Raw genomic sequence first — 18,593 nt, 5'->3', positions numbered from 1 at the left:
ATGAAAAAGGCTTTTAAAAAGGAACAGGGGTTCACATTGATCGAAGTTTTAGCCTCCATCGTCATTTTGACCATTATGTTTTCAGTTCTGAGCAGCTTTTTCGTAAATAGTGCTTCTTACTCAAATTCTTTCGACAAAAAATTGAATTCGGTGCAATTGAGCAAGAGCCTTCTTGAAAAATTTCAGGCAGAAGGATTTGAAGCGGCTCAAAAAAGGCTACAGACCGGATCCAAATCTTTATCAAGTGCTGAAATAAATTCTGTACTTGAACTAAGTGAAGATTTTGTCCCGGTAACATATGAGGCCAAGATTGAGTATTTCACCATAAGCCGGCATGATGAACCGGTTATGGACCCTGCCTTGTTGAGTCGGTTTATTCTTATAAAAGTTACTGTAAGTAATAAAGATGGAAAATCAGAAGCAGAACTGGAAGGATATGTTCGCAAATGAGTAATAACGAACGAGGAGTTACACTTATTGAATTGCTTTTAGTCCTTGTACTGTCATCAATGGTTCTGACACTCAGTGCGTCATTTTTATTTACTATGTTCAAAACGTCTGATCAAACACTTCTTGAAACAGAGTTACGCAATGAATCTGTTCTTATTCTTGATTCTCTTAATAAAGCGATGGAAAACGCAGACGGATTATTACTAAGTGAAGGTGCTTCAGAAATAGTTAAAAAAGTAAATGTGAGCCAGATAAATATTATAGATGAGAACGGGGTTTTTAAAGAGAACCCCATTACCTTTATCATTGAAATTAAAAACGGAAATCTTCTGATCAACAATAACATTGTAAATCATCCGAATTTCTCCATGGCAGATTCAGTCTTTTATCAAAAAGAGAACAAATTAGTTTGCAAGATTATCATTAAGGAAAAAAACACCCCATCTAAACCATATGAGTTGATTAAGATTTATGAGCTGAAATGAGGCGGATAACAGTATGAAGAAAATGAATCAAGATGGTTATGCACTGCTTAACGTCATTCTCGTTTTTACTATCGTCACAATAGCCGGTTTAGCCTTGCTTGCATCTGTAGTCAGTTCCAGGCATTTCGTTGCCTACTCGGAAACCTACACTAAAGAATTAGCAGAAGCCGAAAAAACTATGGAGACTGCAACCGCTGAACTGGAACACGGCATTGAAACGATTAATAATCGAATCAGTTCAATTAATATTCAAACATTACCGGGGGAGATAAACAGACTGCAAAGCTCTTTGGATGCTAAAAGTTCAAAGTATGCTATTTCGATAGAAACTATTAAAGATCTCAGTGACGCAAACAATCTTTTTTTGCGCAAAGCTGTTATTGAAGTTCCTGTTGGTACAAGCAAAAAGAAATCTATAAAAAAAACCATTACAATTTCAACCTTTCCAGATGTTTTTCGGCACAGTGTAGTGACAGAGGGAGATTTAACGTTAAATGGAGCAGTTGATATTAAAGGAGACTTATTTGTCAATCGCACAGTAAATATCAGTCGTGCCGGAAAATTTACGACAACAGATGGGCGGGGAAACGAAACCATTTATCAGCCATTAACAGCATTTCCTTCCATTGAAGGCAACCTTACTGTTAAAGGAAATATCGGCGGAACAAAATATTACACAGGCATTGAACCGAATTTCTCGCCGCTGCAAAGTAATCAAAACATAACTGATTATTTTACGAAAGCTCCAACATTCAAAGATCGAAACGTATCATTTAATCAATTTAATATTAATCAGCTGATTAATGAAAAAAAAGAGAACTTTTACAGCCTTTACAATAAGGTCAGAAATGTTGTTGAATCGGGCACTGTTAAAAATAATACTGTCATCAATCAGGACATACTTTTTAATAACAGACTTAACTTATCGTCTAATCGATTAACGGTTAAAGGTGACTTGTTTCTCCTTAACGGTCTTAACATTGCTCAAGGAGGCAAACTAACCGTAGAGGGAAATTTGTATATCTATAATAATTATGGCTGGTGGAATCCAAATAATTTGACAGGAACCATTGAATTAACAAAACGAAATAACTATATGTATATACAAGGAAACTCTAATATTAAAGATCTTACCTTCAATGGACAGATGTTCAGCAATGGAGAAATTTCTATCAGTGATAACTTGAATATGAATGGGACGATGTATGTTTCAGAAAATGTATCGATTCGGAATTTGTCAAACCAAAGCGGAGGAACAGCTGTCATCCTGAGCGAAGGGAACATTCAAGTCGCTAATAACAATGTGTATGAACGTAACATCCGCGTACTTGATGCTTTTTTATATTCAAATAAAGATTTAGAAATTTATGGAGTCGGATCCAATATGAAAATACGCGGAGGCATTTACGGGCGAAACATAAAGCTGAATGCAACAAAAGGTGAAACCTATCCGAAAGATGGCTATTCAAATTATGTTCAAAACCTGGATCTAAGCCGTTTTGATTCTATTGGATACTTATATATTCAAAAAAACCAGCAGAATCCTTCTCTAAAATCCAGACTGCAAATCGAATTTAAGCCTGATTTAATTTTAAATCCTCCTGTAGGGATACCGACTGTAGAGAACCTTCAGTTTACCGAAATCGACCAAAAAATCGAATAACACCAAAAAACCAGCATCCGCACAAGGATGCTGGTTTTCTATTTCACATACTCTGCTACCCGGTTCCGTCCCGCCTGTTTGGCTCCGATATACATGGCACGGTCTGCATGTCTGATTAGGTCGAGTGCACCCTCTGCGTCAAAAGGAGCCGTTGCGTATCCTATGCTTGCAGTGATCGGAACGGATTGGCGCCTGCCAATGGTTTGAATGCCCTGATCAATTAAAAATGACCGGTTGGCGATCGTTTTACGGATCCCTTCAGCGATGGCAAAGCATGCCATTTTGTCCACGTTTGGCAGAAGGATAACGAATTCTTCTCCTCCATATCTTGCAACTGTGCCCCGGTCCCCGATAAACTTAACAAGCCTGTCTGCGAGTGCGATCAGGATTTCATTACCCGCCTGGTGCCCGTAAGTATCGTTCACTTTTTTGAAGTGATCAATATCGAGTAAAATAAGGGATAAATGATGTAGATTGCCCTCTTCTAGTTCCATATACTCCGATTCAAGCAGCTTCTCCATATAGCGGTAGTTATAGAGACCTGTTAACGCACAGCGTTCACTTTGTTTTTTCGTTTCCTCATAGCTTCTTGCATTATCAATCGCAACGCCGAGATAGGCTGTTAATAAATCAACGATCATCAGCTGTGACTGATCATAGGAGCGTTTTTTGTCAGAAGCAAGCACCACGATGCCAACGACTTTTTGGTTTCTTACAATCGGCACCGCAATCATGCTTTCAATCGTTTCCGGCAGCAGGGTTTTCTCAAGCTTTGCCCAATGATCACGTTTTTTGTACAGAACGCTTTTCTTTTTGGCATAAACCAGCCCGCCGATCCCCTGATGAACGGAAAGCGTTTCTTTTGTATTGGATAAAATCTGTCCATTTTCAAGCTTCCGGATGACTTTAAGCTCATATTCATTGATGACATCAATGATATAAGCGTAGTCTGTCTTGATCATGGAAGTCAGTTTATCAATATAGACGTCCAGCACTTCCTTCACTTCCAGCCTTTCAGTGAGCTGATGGCCAATTTCACTCGATTGCTGAAGGTAAGTATTCAAACGCTGGCTGTTTGAAAGCAGAAGCAGAATAAAGGATATTCCGACGAACGGAGTTCCTACATAGAACAAGGCTTCTAGACCCAGTTCTTTATATAAAAGATACAGCATGATTCCAACGGGCAGGAACATGAGAGTGGTGAGGATCTCCCATAAAAAATCTTTCGAAAAGAATTTTTCTTTATTTTTATAAAAGAAGCCTCTGATCACATGCTGAAGAAAAAAATGATTGGTCAGGCAAATGGTGAAAGCATAAATAATGATCTTCAATAAAAATTCCAGAGTGAATTCTGTTTGCCCGTGTGATCCGCCGATTGCATAATAGACGGCCGCCCCTGCAATAGAAACGATTAAGAACATCAATGAATTTGTAGGATATCGGTAGATTTCTTTAAAGCCTATGCGAAGCTTAAGAAGAAGAACCGTCAGGGAAACCTGCATCAGAATCATTTCAACAAATGGACCGAACAGCAGAAAAACAGAAATCGACACACCCTGAGCGAAAAAAACAGGTGTTTCATTTACGATTATAGGAAAGATGGAAACAATACACATCAAGATCAGGAAAGTTGCAATTTCCAGCTCATTGCCTGCTATCATCGGCGGCCAGAAATAGTAGGCTGCACATAGTGCTGACGGAAATATAATAGCCCATGACACCCACAATACAACTTTAAGATGTTTATCCACGTACTGTTCCCCCCTCTCTATCATTTATTATTTTTATATTTTAACAAAAATTCAGATATTTGTCATTTATTTTAGGACTATCAGCCTAATCTTTCGATAAGAAATTCCGACAATATGGCCTGACTTCTGAAATAAAGTACAACGAACCAGTAACTAAGAAGATATCTCCTAATTCTTTCTCCGTCATCATTTTATCAAAAGCAGATTTCCAATCTTCATCAAAATCTTTTTTCGGATGCCCGCACGCCTCAAAAAGCTCTGCAGCTGAAGCGGCCCTTGGAAAGTCAAAGGTTGTAAAATGCATGCTGTCAGCAATTGATGAGAGAATATCAATCATCTCAGCGTATTCCTTATCTTTTAAAGCAGAAAAAAGAATATGAATCTTTTTGCAGGGATAATGGCGTTTCATGACTGCTGCCAGGCTTTCGACTCCCTCTTTATTATGAGCTCCGTCAACAATAATGGCGGGGTATTCGCATACCTGTTCAAACCTGCCGTTCCAGCTTGTCTGTAAAAGACCTTTAATGACATGCTGCCGGTCTATATGAAACCATTCATTCGCCCGAAGATAATCCAGTGCCATCACTGCAAGAGCGGCATTTTGGACTTGATGCTCACCGCGCATTGATATCTCAAGATTTTGGTAATGACTGAACGGCGTCTTCATTTCAAACCTTTCTCCGCTTGGGATAGGCCTGTGAGACAATACTGGAAAAGAATCATAGTAAAGAGAAGCGTTCATCTCCTTTGCCTTCTTCTTTATGACGTTTAAAGCACGTTCATCTGCTACAGACGTGAGCATAGGAATGCCCTGCTTGATGATGCCCGCTTTTTCACCAGCGATTTCTTCGATCGTATTGCCGAGAATATTCATGTGATCATAGCCGATGCTTGTAATCATCGTTAAGATCGGCTCTGCAATATTGGTTGAATCATATGTGCCGCCAAGACCTGTTTCAAGCAGCAGAATATCTGTTTTTTCATGTCTTCCAAAATAGTAGAAAGCCATGGCCGTGATCACTTCAAATTCAGTCGGTCCGCCGAGCTCTGTCCCTTCAAGATCATCTGCAAGTGGCTTGATCATATTTACTAAAAACAGCATTTCTTCATCGGAAATGGGTTTGCCGTTCATGCTGATTCTTTCGTTGAATGTTTCTAGAAACGGAGAGGTAAATGTACCTGTCGTATACCCTGCTTCTTGAAGAACATTCCGCATATAGGAAATAGTTGACCCCTTGCCGTTTGTCCCCGCAACATGAATGGCGCGAATGTGTTTATGGGGATTATTTAACTTTTCCATCATCCAGGTCATCCGCTTTAATCCTGGTTTGATCCCAAATCTTAAGCGGGAATGAATCCAATCTACAGCTTCCTCATAGGTTTGAAACATGAGCCTCTGCCCCTTTTCTCTCTATTTACATGAAAACTCGGGTGTGATTCTGCTGATCACAACCCGAGCTTCTCTAAAAAGCTTACCCTTTTAATTCGCCGATTCTTGAGAGAACTGCTTCTCTTTTCTCCACATAATCGTTTTCTTTCGCACGTTCTTCTTCAATTACTTTTTCAGGTGCTTTTTTCACAAAGCCTTCGTTGCTCAGTTTCTTTTGAACACGTTCGACTTCTTTATTTAATTTGTCCAGCTCTTTTTGAAGGCGTGAGATTTCCTCATCAATATTGATTAAGCCTTCAAGAGGGAAAATAAGCTCAGCTCCCGTTACGACAGAAGTCATCGCTTTTTCGCCTGACTCTGCATCCGTGCTGATTGCCAAACTGCTTGTGTTGCAGAAACGCTCAATGTAAGCACGATTTTGATCAAGCTGCTTTGCAACATCCTCATTCTTCGCTTTAATCAGCATTGGAATCTGCTTGCTCATAGGTGTATTTACCTCTGCACGCACGTTTCTCACAGAACGGATCACTTCAACAAGCAGCTTCATATCTGCCGCAGCTTCTAGATCTGTTAATGAAGCATCAACTTCAGGCCATTTAGCAATTGTAATGGATTCGCCTTCGTGAGGAAGGTTCTGCCATATTTCCTCGGTAATGAATGGCATGAATGGATGAAGAAGTCTCATCGTGTTATCAAGCACATAAGCAAGAATGGAACGAGTTGTTTTCTTCGCCTCTTCATTGTCTCCATAAAGCGGAAGCTTCGCCATTTCGATATACCAGTCACAGAAATCATCCCAAATGAAGTTATAAAGAAGGCGGCCTACTTCACCGAATTCATATTTATCAGCAAGTTTGGTCACATGCTCAATGGTTTCGTTCAATCGAGTCAAAATCCATTTGTCAGCGACTGACTTTTCTCCGCTGATATCAATTTCTTCATATTTCAGGCCGTCCATGTTCATTAAAGCAAAACGTGAAGCATTCCAGATCTTATTTGCAAAGTTCCAAGTCGCTTCTACCTTTTCGTAGCTGAAACGCAAGTCCTGGCCCGGAGAGCTTCCGGTAGACAGGAAGTAACGCAGTGAATCTGCTCCGTATTTCTCGATGACTTCCATTGGATCGACGCCGTTGCCAAGAGATTTACTCATTTTGCGGCCCTGTTCATCACGTACAAGTCCGTGAATCAGCACATCTTTAAATGGACGCTTACCTGTAAATTCAAGACCCTGGAAAATCATGCGGGATACCCAGAAGAAAATAATATCGTAGCCCGTTACGAGCACATCTGTCGGATAGAAGCGCTGATAGTCGATTGATTCTGTATCAGGCCAGCCCATTGTCGAGAACGGCCATAGCGCGGAACTGAACCACGTATCAAGAACATCTGTATCCTGCTCCCAGTTTTCAATATCTGCAGGCGGTGAGTGATCAACATGAACCTCGCCTGTTTCTTTGTTATACCAGGCAGGAATTCTGTGTCCCCACCAAAGCTGTCTTGAAATACACCAGTCACGGATGTTTTCCATCCAGCGCATATACGTATTTTCAAACCGGTTTGGAACAAAGTTTACTTTTTCTTCCTTGCTTTGCAGTTCGATTGCTGCATCAGCAAGCGGCTGCATTTTAACAAACCATTGTGTTGAAAGATATGGTTCTACAACTGCTCCGCTTCGTTCACTGTGCCCTACAGAATGAAGATGCTCTTCAATCTTGAATAAAACATCCATCTCCTGAAGGTCTTTCACGATTTGCTTGCGGCAGTCAAAACGGTCAAGACCATTGTATTTGCCTGCTTTAGCATTCATTGTTCCGTCTTCATTCATAACTAAAACACGTTCTAAGTCATGGCGGTTTCCGATTTCAAAATCGTTCGGATCATGTGCAGGCGTTATTTTAACTGCTCCTGATCCAAATTCCATATCTACATAGTCGTCACCTACAATCGGAATCTCGCGGCCAACGATTGGCAGAACAACTGTCTTTCCGATCAAATGCTTGTAGCGGTCATCTTCCGGATGAACGGCAACTGCTGTATCGCCAAGCATCGTTTCAGGACGGGTAGTAGCGATTTCAATATGTCCAGAACCGTCAGAAAGAGGATAGCGCATATGGTAAAAAGCGCCTTGTACATCTTTGTAGATAACTTCGATGTCCGATAAAGCAGTTTTCGTTTGCGGATCCCAGTTGATGATATATTCGCCGCGATATATAAGTCCCTTTTTATAAAGGGATACAAATACTTCATTTACTGCTTTTGATAAGCCTTCATCTAAAGTAAAACGTTCTCTGGAGTAATCAAGTCCAAGGCCAAGCTTAGACCATTGCGTACGAATGTGGGACGCATACTCCTCTTTCCACTTCCACGTTTCTTCAACAAATTTTTCCCGTCCAAGATCATAGCGGGATTTGCCTTCTTCGCGCAGCTTGCCTTCTACTTTTGCCTGAGTAGCAATTCCTGCATGGTCCATGCCGGGAAGCCACAGTACGTCGTAGCCCTGCATTCTTTTCATGCGGGTCACAATGTCTTGAAGTGTTGTGTCCCAAGCATGCCCGAGGTGAAGTTTTCCAGTAACATTTGGCGGCGGGATAACGATTGTATATGGCTGTTTTTCCTGATCATTTGTCGCTTCAAAGTACTTGCCCTCAAGCCAGTAATCATAGCGGTTACGCTCGATTGCCTGCGGATCGTATTTTGTAGAGAGTGTTTGTTCCTTGTTCTCCATTTTTCTTCCTCCTTAAAATTAAACCGGTGAACTAGAAAAGCGCAAGCGCCTTGTTCTGACCGAGGATCTAGGCGCTTGCGCGAGACATAGACCCATAACACTAAATAAATTCTGATAAAATTGTAAGGCGTAAGCGCCATGCCCGCTCCGGCAGGAAGATAAACGTCCGGCAGAATGAATGGCGGAGCCGTCCTGACCCGGGGAACCAGCCGCAGCAGCTGGACAAAATAAAAAACTCCTCTCATCCAATAAAAGGACGAAAGGAGTTGATTTCGCGGTGCCACCTTTTTTCACAGGCGAAAATAAGCCTATGCTCTCAAATGGGGTAACGGCGTTCATGCCGATTCTCTCTACTTCAAGTTCAAGAGAATTACTCGAGGGCGACCTTCAAGCGAGCTAGTTTAAGAAATCTTTCAGCAACTGATTTCTCTCTCTAAAAACAGCATTCGGCTTTACTCTTCCCTGTCAATGTATGTTCTTTTATTCAATAAAAGCATATATGTATTATTGTATACAATCATATCATTTTACGTCAATCATCTTCTCCAATTTTTCTATCCTTTATTCACAGTCAGCACAAATTTGGGTAAATGCACATATCTTGATAGCATGAGTCAACAGGTTAGGAGAATTTGTATGCGCAAAAAAATTAATTACTACAATATGTCACCATGGGTAAAGCAATTCAAAGTGATTGCAGGCCAGTTCATTGTACCGATCACGATTTTCCAGACGATAAGGACTTTGATCTTTCCTTCTCCAGTAGACCTTGTTCTATTATCCCTGCTGATATTGCTTGGCGTTGCCCTTCACATGGAGTGGATTTAAAGAACCCAATCAAAGAGATGATTGGGATTTTTTTATGATGATTGCTCAGCTGCTATTTTCTTATTCTCTTCAATTTCCGTTACTTTCATAACAAAATATTCGATATTTTTAAACGTCCAATAAGATTTAATGAGATCCTGATTGCGTTTGAGCTGTGGGACACTCCGGGTTCCATGGTTCATATGCTTTTTTAAATTCCTGTAAATGAAATCAGGGTATGCAAGATAGCAAATGAATAAAAGCATTTCTTCTTCCCTTAAGGGAAAATGCTGCTGATGCGTATAGAGCCAATCCACACACTCATCATCTGCAAATGGATACGTATGAAACGTGCGATGATAAAAGAGAAGCAAATCATCGATCGGAGATGAGTATCTGGCTTGTTCAAAATTCGTTAAAAATCCAGTGCCCTGTTCATCATACAGGAAGTGATGGATGGAAGCTCTGCCGTGAATAATAACCTGGCGGACATCTTCCTTTTCCTTCATCATCTCATACCATTCATCAAGTTTCTTCCGCGCGAAATCCGTCGCTCTTGCTGTTTCAAAATAATACGTAACCGCCTGCAGTTCAAACGGGGACAAGTACCATCTTTTTTCACATTCTTCTACATATTTTTCGTACATGGCTTTGTTGTCATCCCATTGCTTAGATAACGTTTCATAATGTCCTTTAAGTGCCTCCTGATTCAATTTTTCCGAAGCTGCTGTTTTCTGATGGAGCAAGGCGAGTTCCCTGAACATATTTTTATGGCGCTCATCTCTTTCCTCTTCCGGTTCATTGTGAAGCCACGGCATGATGTAATACCAGTTCTCGCCATCTGAGGTGAAAAATTGCCTGTGTTTATTTCTGAAGATCGGCACATAGCCTGAAAATCCTTTTTGATGTGCAGTATGAAGAGTTTCTATAAAATTCCCGTTCCGGTTTGCTGTCACTTTTTTTAGAGCATATGATGCTCCTGAGCTTGCATAGATTTTGGTCAGCTTGTCACTGATTGATTCCGCGTACTCGCCAGTTAAATCATATTGGCTGATTACAGGCACCAGCTTTTCCATAATTCCTCTCACCACTCTATACCTCACTTTCCTTTATGAAGGAATAAGTGAACGATTCTTATAAAAAAACAGCTGAGGAATACTCCTCCCCAAGCTGTTCTGTCCATCTTAATGCGTGTTTGCATAAACCGGAATGTATAATGTCTGCCCTTCATGGACATCTGCCGTTGAGCTGATCTGGTTCACTCTGTGCAGCTGCTGGACCGTAATATTATAACGGTCGCAAATGCTGTCAATGGAATCACCCTGCTGAACAATGCAGATTTTCAGTTTTGAAAACTCTTCTTCGTCTTCTCTGCCAAAAAGCTTTGTTAAATAAAGAGAGTTTTCGGTCTCCTTCGGCTGCTCCTGCTTTTTTGCTTCTTCTTTTCGGCTTTTAGGACTTTTTTTAGGCGGAGCTGAGTAAACCTCTTCGAACTCATCTTCAGCCGGCCTTCCTGCATTATAATGAATCTCAGGCTGAACAATTTCTTCTTCAATAGCCTGCTTTCTGACCTCTACATCAAAAGGCTGATAAAACTCTTCTTTTTGAGGAGTTCCGCTGTTCTCAGCAAGTACGGCATCATAGCTTTCTGAATAGGCTTCCTCTGTCTCCTCCTCGTAGAGCAAAGCCTGTGACGAACGGTACAAAGGCTCAAGCTCTTCTTCAGATGTGTGATTATATGTGTGCTCTTCTTCCTCTTCCTGAACTTCTTCAAAAGAATCCTGACTTGCGATTCCGCTTATTTCTAAATCGGCAACAAGCTTCAGGTTTCTGCTTTCAGATAAATCATAGTCAAAAGATTCAATCGTCACATATACTTCTTCTAAATTTCCAATTCTGTTTCTTGGGATTGTAATATCCACAGGAAATCGGTGAACAAGCTGCGAAATGCCGTCATCCTCCCGGGTTTCAACACTGCTTACAAACCGGAGATTGGCGTATTCAAATTCCTCTTCGTTATAATCCTCATCTATTTTGTACTCACCCGTTAACTGCAGTGCACCCCGAATGGAGATGTACTGGTCAAATTCCTGGATGGTGATGTCTGGATCTAATGAGATGGATAACAGCTCACCTACTTCCTGTCCCTTTTGAAACCAAACGGATTCTTCAACAGAAAACCGTAATGATGATTGTTGATCCTGTGACAACTTGAACTCCTCCTTTCAATGGCCTAACCAAATAGCTATGACATTAAATTTTTATGTTCCAGATTCAAAGATTATGAGTGATTTTTAGAATTAGACTTCATTCCATGAAGGCTTTTAGTATTTTCAATAAAGTGTTTTAACTATCCCCGGTCCGGGAATAAAGACTGTAACATACAAAAAGGAGTGATCTGCAATGTCAAAAGATCAAGGTTTAAGCGACAAAGTAAAAGGCAAGGTTAACCAGGCCAAAGGTGAAGTGAAAGACCAGGTCGGCAATGCGACAGACAATCCGAATATGCAGCGTGAAGGCAAAAAAGATAAGCTTAAAGGCAACATCCAAGAAGGTGTAGGAAAAGCGAAGGATGATTCCCGCCGCTATTAATGTACATAAAGAGAGTCTGGCGAAAGCCCGGCTCTCTTTTTTATTTCATGGCATATTTGCTATACTAGAAGAAAAACACAGGAGATTCTATGAAACCCTTATTTTTTATAATAATTGGTCTGATTTTTTTGCTTCAGATCCCGTTATGGTTCAATATTGTCGATGACTGGCTGATGGCTGCAGTAGGTTTAATTGGTTTTACAATTATTTTTGCAAGCAAGTGGCTGAGCAGGAAATCTGGTTATGAGGAAAAATAAAAACAAACCCCTGCACATTTTCATGCAGGGGTTTTCCTATGCTTATTTTAATTTAGAAAAAGCTTTTTCAGCAGCAGCAATGGTTTTATCCAAATCTTCATCTGTATGGGCTGTAGATAAGAATAGACCTTCAAATTGTGACGGCGGAAGGAAGACACCCTCATTTGCCATTTCACGGTAGAATTTTGAGAAAAAGTCTAAATTGGATGTTTTGGCTGTCTCAAAGTTTGTTACTTTTTCATTTGTAAAGAAGAAGCCTATCATGGAGCCGGCTCTGTTGAATGTGATCGGAATATCATGCTTTTTCGCTGCAGCCGTCAGGCCTTCTTCGAGAATATCTGCTTTGCGGCCAAATTCTTTATAAGAATCCGGAGTCAGCTGTTTTAAAGTTGCATAACCTGCAGTCATAGCAAGCGGATTTCCGGATAAAGTACCAGCCTGATAAATCGGCCCGCTTGGAGCAATCTGCTGCATAATGTCTGCACGGCCGCCATAAGCTCCAACAGGCAATCCTCCGCCAATGACTTTTCCGAGGCAAGTAATATCAGGTGTTACACCAAAATAGTCTTGCGCACAGCCATAGTCAACACGGAAACCTGTCATTACTTCATCAAAGATAAGCAGTGAGCCGTATTGAGCGGTCATTTCTCTGAGGCTTTCCAGGAATCCTTTGAGCGGCGGCACCACTCCCATATTTCCTGCAACTGGTTCAACAATCACACCAGCAATATCGTCTCCGAATTGTTCAAATGCGTATTTGACGCTTTCCATATCATTGTAAGGAACTGTTATCGTGTTTTTCGCAATTCCCTCAGGCACACCAGGACTGTCCGGCAGACCGAGTGTTGCAACACCAGACCCTGCTTTGATTAATAATGAGTCACCATGTCCATGGTAGCAGCCTTCAAATTTGAGAATTTTGTTTCGGCCGGTAAAACCCCGGGCAAGGCGCAATGCACTCATTGTTGCTTCTGTTCCTGAGCTTACCATGCGAATCACTTCAATTGAAGGGACACGGTCAATCACAAGCTTTGCAAGTTCATTTTCAATTAATGTGGGAGCACCAAAGCTTGTACCTGATTCCGTCACCTTTTTGATGGCTTCAACCACTTCATCATTTGTATGACCTAAAATAAGCGGTCCCCATGATAATACATAATCAATATATTCATTTCCATCGATATCATAAATCTTGGAGCCTTTACCGCGCTCCATGAAGATAGGATCCATTGCAACCGATTTAAATGCGCGCACTGGGCTGTTTACACCGCCTGGCATTAAATCCTGCGCTTCTTTAAAGGCCTGCTTTGATTTTTCATAATTGCGCATAAGAATTCTCCCTTACGATTAGTGTTGTTCTTTAAGCCAGCGTGCAGCATCCTTTGCATGATACGTCAAAATCATATCAACGCCCGCACGTTTCATGCTGATCATCATTTCCATCACGATCGCTTTTTCATCAACCCAGCCATTTTGTGCAGCCGCTTTGATCATGGCATATTCTCCGCTTACGTTATAAGCTACAATTGGTACATTAAAGTTGTTTTTTACATCACGGATAATATCAAGATAAGATAAAGCAGGCTTCACAATCAGAAAATCTGCGCCTTCCAATAAATCAGATTCTGCTTCTCTTAAAGCCTCCATGCGGTTAGCAGGATCCATTTGATAGGTTTTGCGGTCGCCAAATTGCGGGGTGCTGTGTGCAGCATCGCGGAATGGGCCGTAAAATGCGCTTGAGTACTTGATTCCATATGACATAACCGGCACATCTTCAAAGCCTGCTTCGTCTAATCCGTGGCGGATTGCTGCTACAAATCCGTCCATCATATTGGATGGTGCAATAATGTCAGCTCCTGCTTTTGCCTGGCTGACCGCTGTCCGTGCAAGCAGATCCAGTGTAGGATCATTTAAGATTTTGCCTTCTTTAACAATGCCGCAATGTCCATGGTCTGTAAATTGGCATAAACACGTATCGGCAATGACAACAAGATCAGGGAAGTTCTCTTTAATTTGGGTAATCGCTCTCTGAACAATTCCGTGATCATGATATGCTTGTGAACCGACCTCGTCCTTTTTGTCGGGAACACCGAACACGATAACTGATTTAATGCCCAGATCAGATACTTCCTGCATCTCTGCATCTAAATAATCAAGTGAAATCTGATCAACGCCTGGCATTGATTTTACTTCATTTCTCTTTTTTTCTCCCTCTACTACAAAGATTGGATAAATGAAGTCTTCTGCATGAAGGTGAGTTTCACGTACAATTGATCTCATGCTGCTTGTGGTGCGTAGTCTGCGGTGTCTTGTAAATTGAAGATCCATAATGATTCATTTCCTTTCAGATTGAATATGAGTTTTCATTCTATTTATCATGGCATCGATTGTGTACGTTTCACAAACAATCCCATTAAATCCGTAATTGGTCAGGGTCTGGTGAGTAATGGGCCCAATGCTCACTAAAGTAACCCCGGAAAGCAGCGAATCCAGATCCCTGTTTTTCATTACTTTCATAAAAGCATCTACGGTTGAAGAGCTTGTAAATGTGATATAATCCAGCTCATTCTGCTTCAGCAAATGCTCAATATTTTGACCATCTTCTACATTATGTATTGTTTCATACAGCTTGGCATCTGTCACGGAGAAGCCCTTATCCGTAAGCTTATTGATTAAGATTTCCCTGGCGAGGTTTCCTCTGAACAGGAAAATATGCTGAGAGGAGCTGGCATTTGCTGCAATTTCCTCTGCTAATCGCTCTGCCACATATTCTTTTGGAATGATGGTGACCGGGAAGCCTTTGTCTTCAATCAATTTCTTTGTTTTTCTCCCGACTGCGGCAAAGATGCACTCTGATAATTTGGTTATATGTATATTATGTTCTGTCAGGAAGTCAAAAAAGTAAGCAACCCCATTTGTGCTTGTAAAAACCAGGCAGTCTTTGGGTCTGATGCTGTCTATAATCTCATGAATTTGCTTTTCATTCTTTGCCTTTTCAAAACGGATAAGCGGAGCTGCAATGGGAACTCCGCCGGCGTTTATTATTTTTTTGGCAAATGTGGTCGCCTGTGTATGCTCTCTCGTAATTAAGATTTTCTTACCGGAGAGGTCAGGAGCCATTATAGATCAAGCTCCTCTTTCACCCGGTCTATCAAATCTTTAGCCCCTTGTTTGATCAGGCGGTCTGAAACTTCCTTGCCGATCGCCTCAGGATCTTTTCCAACGATTCTTTCTTTATAAATCTCTTTTCCGTCAGGTGAAGCAATTAATGCAGTCAGGGAGATTTCATTATCAAAAGCAACTGTAGCATATCCTGCAATCGGAACCTGACAACCGCCTTCCATGACGTGCAGGAATGTTCTCTCTGCCAAAACAGCGAGCTTTGTTGCTTCATCCGTAAAATGAGACAAGAGCTCAAGCAGCTCGTGATCATCTTCTCTGCATTCAATAGAAAGTGCACCTTGTCCAACTGCCGGGACACAATCATTTGCATCAAGGAATTCAGTGACAACATCCTGACTCCATCCCATTCTGGCAAGACCCGCAGCAGCTAAAATAATAGCGTCATATTCTTCATGCTGAAGCTTTGCAAGACGTGTATCAATATTTCCACGAATCCACTTAATCTCAAGATCCGGCCTCATCGCAAGCAGCTGCGCGCTTCTTCTTAAACTGCTCGTTCCAACAATTGCTCCTGCCGGAAGCTCAGAAAGCTTTACATGATTTTTTGAAATGAAAGCATCTCTCGGATCTTCGCGGAAAGGAATGCAGCCGATAGTCAGCCCTTCAGGCAATACAGCAGGCATGTCTTTCATGCTATGTACAGCCATATCAATTTTGCCGTCAAGCATGGCCTGCTCGATTTCTTTGACAAAAAGACCTTTTCCGCCTACTTTTGAAAGTGTCACATCTAATATCTGATCGCCTTTTGTCACGATTTCATGCACTTCAAAATCAAAAGGCAGCCCTATGTTTTTTAACTGATCAATCACCCAGTTTGTTTGGGTTAATGCCAATTTACTGCGTCTAGAACCTACAATTATTTTGCGCATATTGAGTACCTCCAACTTTCAGCCTGATGTATGGTGCATTTATTATGAATCCCATATATGAAACCGGGACAAACTTCCAAATAAAAAGAAGTTAATTAATAGAATTAAAAAGGATGCTGCATTCAAGTAAGCAACCTGCTTGCCCTGCCACTCTTTCACAATGCGGCTGTATAAATAAAAACTATAAACGAGGAGCATCATAAAAGATCCAAGCACTTTTGCATCGTACCAGTGGAAATTTGGAAGTTTTAAATACGCCCAAATGACTCCTAGAATTAAGCTTAGTAACAGCATTGGTACTCCTATGACATTTAATACATATGACATATGATCAAGCTTTGCCAAATCATCGATTCGAAGCAATTGCTTTCCCCATTTTTTCTTTTTCAGCAGGTTGAATTGAATCAAGTAAAGCAGAGAAAAAACGAATGACAGTGTAAAAGCGCCATATGAGAGAATAGCCATCGTAATGTGGATAAACAGCAATTCAGAGATCAGCTGGCCTGTAACTGCCGCCGATTCATACTGGGAAGGAGCAAATGTATGAATCGACAGCATAATAAACCCTAATACGTTTGTAAAAAAGATAATAAAGTCCACTCTTAGAAAGCGGTTTAATACAACAGAAAGCGTAACAAGCACCCACGAATAAAAGTACAAGCCTTCAGAAATATTCAAAATTGGAAATCTTCCGGTTGTAAACATTTGATAAAACAAAAAAATTGTTTGCAGCAGCCAAACAATAGAAAGCAACCAGAAGGCAATCTTGTTTGCCTTCCGGTTGTTATGGATAAAATCTATGAAAAAAAAGAGAACACTAAATGCGTAAATAATGATGATTAATTCATTGATTCTTGTTAAACTCATCTCTGGCATAAATCAAATTCCTTTCACTTACGATTGAAGTGAAGCTTTTGCTTGCTCAACCGGTGCTTTTGAGCTGCTAAAAGAAATTGAGTTTTCTTGTCTTTTTTGCTCTTCTACTGCTTCTTCAATATCAAAGATTTTCATAAAAAGATCCAGCGTGTGATCTGCATCAGGTGCTGCAGACAATTCTTTCACCTTTAATATTGGATCACGGAGCATTTGATTGATGATGCTTTTCGTATGCTTGTTTAAAAGTTTTAATTCACGTTCTGAAAGATTTGGCATCTTCCGTTCAAGGCTTTGCATGGTCTCAGCCTGAATACCAAGTGCTTTTTGACGGAGAGCGGAAATCACAGGAACAACACCCAGTGTGCTGAGCCACTGTTTAAAGGCAACAATCTCACCTTCAACCATAATTCCAATCTCCTCAGCTGCCTTTTGTCTTTCTTGAAGATTTGCATCCACAATTCCCTGCAGATCATCAATATCATACAAAAAGACACTTTCAAGCTCATCAAGTGCAGGATCAAGATCACGGGGAACAGCAATATCCACCATAAACAGCGGTTTGCCCTTTCTCATTTTTTCGGCCCCTGCCATGATTTCCTTTGTAATGACAAACTCGTTTGCACCTGTAGAACTGATCAGAATATCAGCTTCAACAAGCGCACATTGCAGTTCATTCATGCTTTTTGCGCTGCCGCTGAATTTCTTGGCCAGAACCTCTGCTTTTTCAAATGTGCGGTTAATGACAGTCACTTTGCGCACTCCGCTTCCGTGCAGATTCTGCACAGCAAGCTCTCCCATTTTGCCTGCTCCGAGAATAAGAACATGCTTGTTTGATAAATCACCAAAAATTTTCTTTGCAAGTTCTACAGCAGCATAGCTGACAGAAACGGCATTTGCGCCAATATCTGTTTCTGAGTGTGCTTTTTTGGCAAGGGTGATGGCTTGTTTAAACAGGTGCTGAAAAACCGTTCCAATTGTGTCTTCTGTTTGCCCAAGCATGAAGCTTGACCGTACTTGTCCAAGAATCTGGGTTTCACCAAGAACCATCGAATCAAGTCCGCATGAAACGCTGAATAAATGATCGATTGCTCCATCATTTTCATACATCGTTAAAAAGGGTGAAAAAGAATCTTTGTCGATTCCGAACCACTCTGCTAAAAATGCTTTAATATAATAACGGCCAGTATGAAGCTGGTCCACAACTGTATAAATTTCTGTCCGATTACAAGTCGAAACAATGATATTCTCCAAGATGCTTTTCTTGCCTTTCAAAGCCTTCATTGCATCTCCGAGCTCATTTGGATTAAACGTTAATTTTTCACGGATTTCGACAGGGGCAGTTTTATAATTTAAGCCGACAACTAAAATATGCATGATCCTATACACCCCACATACAAGAATACTATTACCATTATACCATGACCTGCATTTTTCTCTTTTTTTAAATGTGAACAGTTCTTGAAAGCTTGTTCGTCTATGGTATGATACTATTTAAAAGCAAAGCTGTTACATATTCGTCCACCTTGAACAATACCAAAAAAAGTG

Annotated in this window: 17 protein-coding genes and 1 other annotated feature; of the genes, 6 read left to right on the top strand and 11 right to left on the bottom strand. The window is 40.9% G+C overall.

The window, feature by feature from the left end; genetic code table 11:
• The 3 genes from ABEQ24_RS19420 to ABEQ24_RS19410 are packed head-to-tail and all read left to right on the top strand — an operon-like array spanning position 1 to position 2,598.
• Complete coding sequence (locus ABEQ24_RS19420; protein ID WP_430008338.1) at positions 1–450, top strand: type IV pilus modification PilV family protein; 450 nt, start codon at positions 1–3, stop codon at positions 448–450.
• On the top strand, positions 447–935 hold the full coding sequence (locus ABEQ24_RS19415) for a prepilin-type N-terminal cleavage/methylation domain-containing protein (protein WP_430008337.1): 489 nt from the start codon (positions 447–449) through the stop codon (positions 933–935). Before ABEQ24_RS19420 ends, ABEQ24_RS19415 begins: the two co-directional genes overlap by 4 nt.
• Before the next feature lie 13 nt (positions 936–948).
• Entirely contained in the window at positions 949–2,598 is a 1,650-nt protein-coding gene (locus ABEQ24_RS19410) for a hypothetical protein (RefSeq protein ID WP_430008336.1), read from the top strand.
• A 38-nt stretch (positions 2,599–2,636) separates the two neighbouring features.
• Here the strand turns inward: ABEQ24_RS19410 and ABEQ24_RS19405 are convergent, their stop codons facing one another.
• From ABEQ24_RS19405 to ABEQ24_RS19395, 3 genes are all read right to left on the bottom strand, one after another.
• On the bottom strand, positions 2,637–4,349 hold the full coding sequence (locus ABEQ24_RS19405) for a sensor domain-containing diguanylate cyclase (protein WP_430008335.1): 1,713 nt from the start codon (positions 4,347–4,349) through the stop codon (positions 2,637–2,639).
• Between the two features lie 85 nt (positions 4,350–4,434).
• The gene (locus ABEQ24_RS19400; RefSeq protein WP_430008334.1) at positions 4,435–5,739 is read right to left on the bottom strand and encodes a bifunctional folylpolyglutamate synthase/dihydrofolate synthase; all 1,305 of its coding nucleotides are present in this window, start codon (positions 5,737–5,739) and stop codon (positions 4,435–4,437) included.
• Between the two features lie 82 nt (positions 5,740–5,821).
• On the bottom strand, positions 5,822–8,464 hold the full coding sequence (locus ABEQ24_RS19395) for a valine--tRNA ligase (protein ID WP_430008333.1): 2,643 nt from the start codon (positions 8,462–8,464) through the stop codon (positions 5,822–5,824).
• 249 nt (positions 8,465–8,713) lie between these two features.
• Positions 8,714–8,942: a binding site (T-box leader), on the bottom strand.
• A 158-nt stretch (positions 8,943–9,100) separates the two neighbouring features.
• Between ABEQ24_RS19395 and ABEQ24_RS19390 the strand changes: the two genes are divergently transcribed.
• Entirely contained in the window at positions 9,101–9,292 is a 192-nt protein-coding gene (locus ABEQ24_RS19390; protein WP_430008332.1) for a hypothetical protein, read from the top strand.
• A 32-nt stretch (positions 9,293–9,324) separates the two neighbouring features.
• Here the strand turns inward: ABEQ24_RS19390 and ysxE are convergent, their stop codons facing one another.
• Both ysxE and spoVID read right to left on the bottom strand, forming a co-directional pair.
• Positions 9,325–10,347 carry a spore coat protein YsxE gene (gene ysxE / locus ABEQ24_RS19385; RefSeq protein WP_430008331.1) on the bottom strand — a complete coding sequence of 341 codons (1,023 nt, stop codon included), beginning with the start codon at positions 10,345–10,347 and terminating at the stop codon, positions 9,325–9,327.
• Positions 10,348–10,455: 108 nt separating this feature from the next.
• Complete coding sequence (spoVID, locus tag ABEQ24_RS19380) at positions 10,456–11,481, bottom strand: stage VI sporulation protein D (protein WP_430008330.1); 1,026 nt, start codon at positions 11,479–11,481, stop codon at positions 10,456–10,458.
• 193 nt (positions 11,482–11,674) lie between these two features.
• On the opposite strand from spoVID, the gene ABEQ24_RS19375 reads away from it, so the two are divergent.
• On the top strand, positions 11,675–11,863 hold the full coding sequence (locus tag ABEQ24_RS19375) for a CsbD family protein (protein ID WP_309192464.1): 189 nt from the start codon (positions 11,675–11,677) through the stop codon (positions 11,861–11,863).
• 89 nt (positions 11,864–11,952) lie between these two features.
• Complete coding sequence (locus ABEQ24_RS19370; RefSeq protein ID WP_430008329.1) at positions 11,953–12,120, top strand: hypothetical protein; 168 nt, start codon at positions 11,953–11,955, stop codon at positions 12,118–12,120.
• A gap of 42 nt (positions 12,121–12,162) precedes the next feature.
• Here the strand turns inward: ABEQ24_RS19370 and hemL are convergent, their stop codons facing one another.
• From hemL to hemA, 6 genes are read right to left on the bottom strand one after another with little or no spacing between them, the layout of a single operon-like run.
• On the bottom strand, positions 12,163–13,449 hold the full coding sequence (hemL, locus tag ABEQ24_RS19365) for a glutamate-1-semialdehyde 2,1-aminomutase (RefSeq protein WP_430008328.1): 1,287 nt from the start codon (positions 13,447–13,449) through the stop codon (positions 12,163–12,165).
• Between the two features lie 18 nt (positions 13,450–13,467).
• Positions 13,468–14,451: a porphobilinogen synthase gene (gene hemB / locus ABEQ24_RS19360; RefSeq protein ID WP_430008448.1), complete on the bottom strand. Its 984-nt coding sequence runs from the start codon at positions 14,449–14,451 to the stop codon at positions 13,468–13,470.
• A gap of 3 nt (positions 14,452–14,454) precedes the next feature.
• Positions 14,455–15,240 carry a uroporphyrinogen-III synthase gene (locus ABEQ24_RS19355; RefSeq protein ID WP_430008327.1) on the bottom strand — a complete coding sequence of 262 codons (786 nt, stop codon included), beginning with the start codon at positions 15,238–15,240 and terminating at the stop codon, positions 14,455–14,457.
• The gene (gene hemC, locus ABEQ24_RS19350; protein ID WP_430008326.1) at positions 15,240–16,172 is read right to left on the bottom strand and encodes a hydroxymethylbilane synthase; all 933 of its coding nucleotides are present in this window, start codon (positions 16,170–16,172) and stop codon (positions 15,240–15,242) included. The genes ABEQ24_RS19355 and hemC overlap by 1 nt, the downstream gene beginning before the upstream one ends.
• A 42-nt stretch (positions 16,173–16,214) precedes the next feature.
• A complete protein-coding gene (locus tag ABEQ24_RS19345) occupies positions 16,215–17,048 on the bottom strand; it encodes a cytochrome C assembly family protein (protein ID WP_430008325.1) in 834 nt (277 codons plus the stop codon).
• Positions 17,049–17,066: 18 nt separating this feature from the next.
• Positions 17,067–18,422, bottom strand: a complete 1,356-nt coding sequence (hemA, locus tag ABEQ24_RS19340) for a glutamyl-tRNA reductase (protein WP_430008324.1) — start codon at positions 18,420–18,422, stop codon at positions 17,067–17,069.
• Positions 18,423–18,593: the final 171 nt, after the last annotated feature.

This window comes from Metabacillus idriensis, assembly GCF_050483325.1.
GTDB classification, from domain to species: domain Bacteria; phylum Bacillota; class Bacilli; order Bacillales; family Bacillaceae; genus Bacillus_P; species Bacillus_P idriensis_A.
This window is presented reverse-complemented; position numbering and strand designations above follow the sequence as displayed.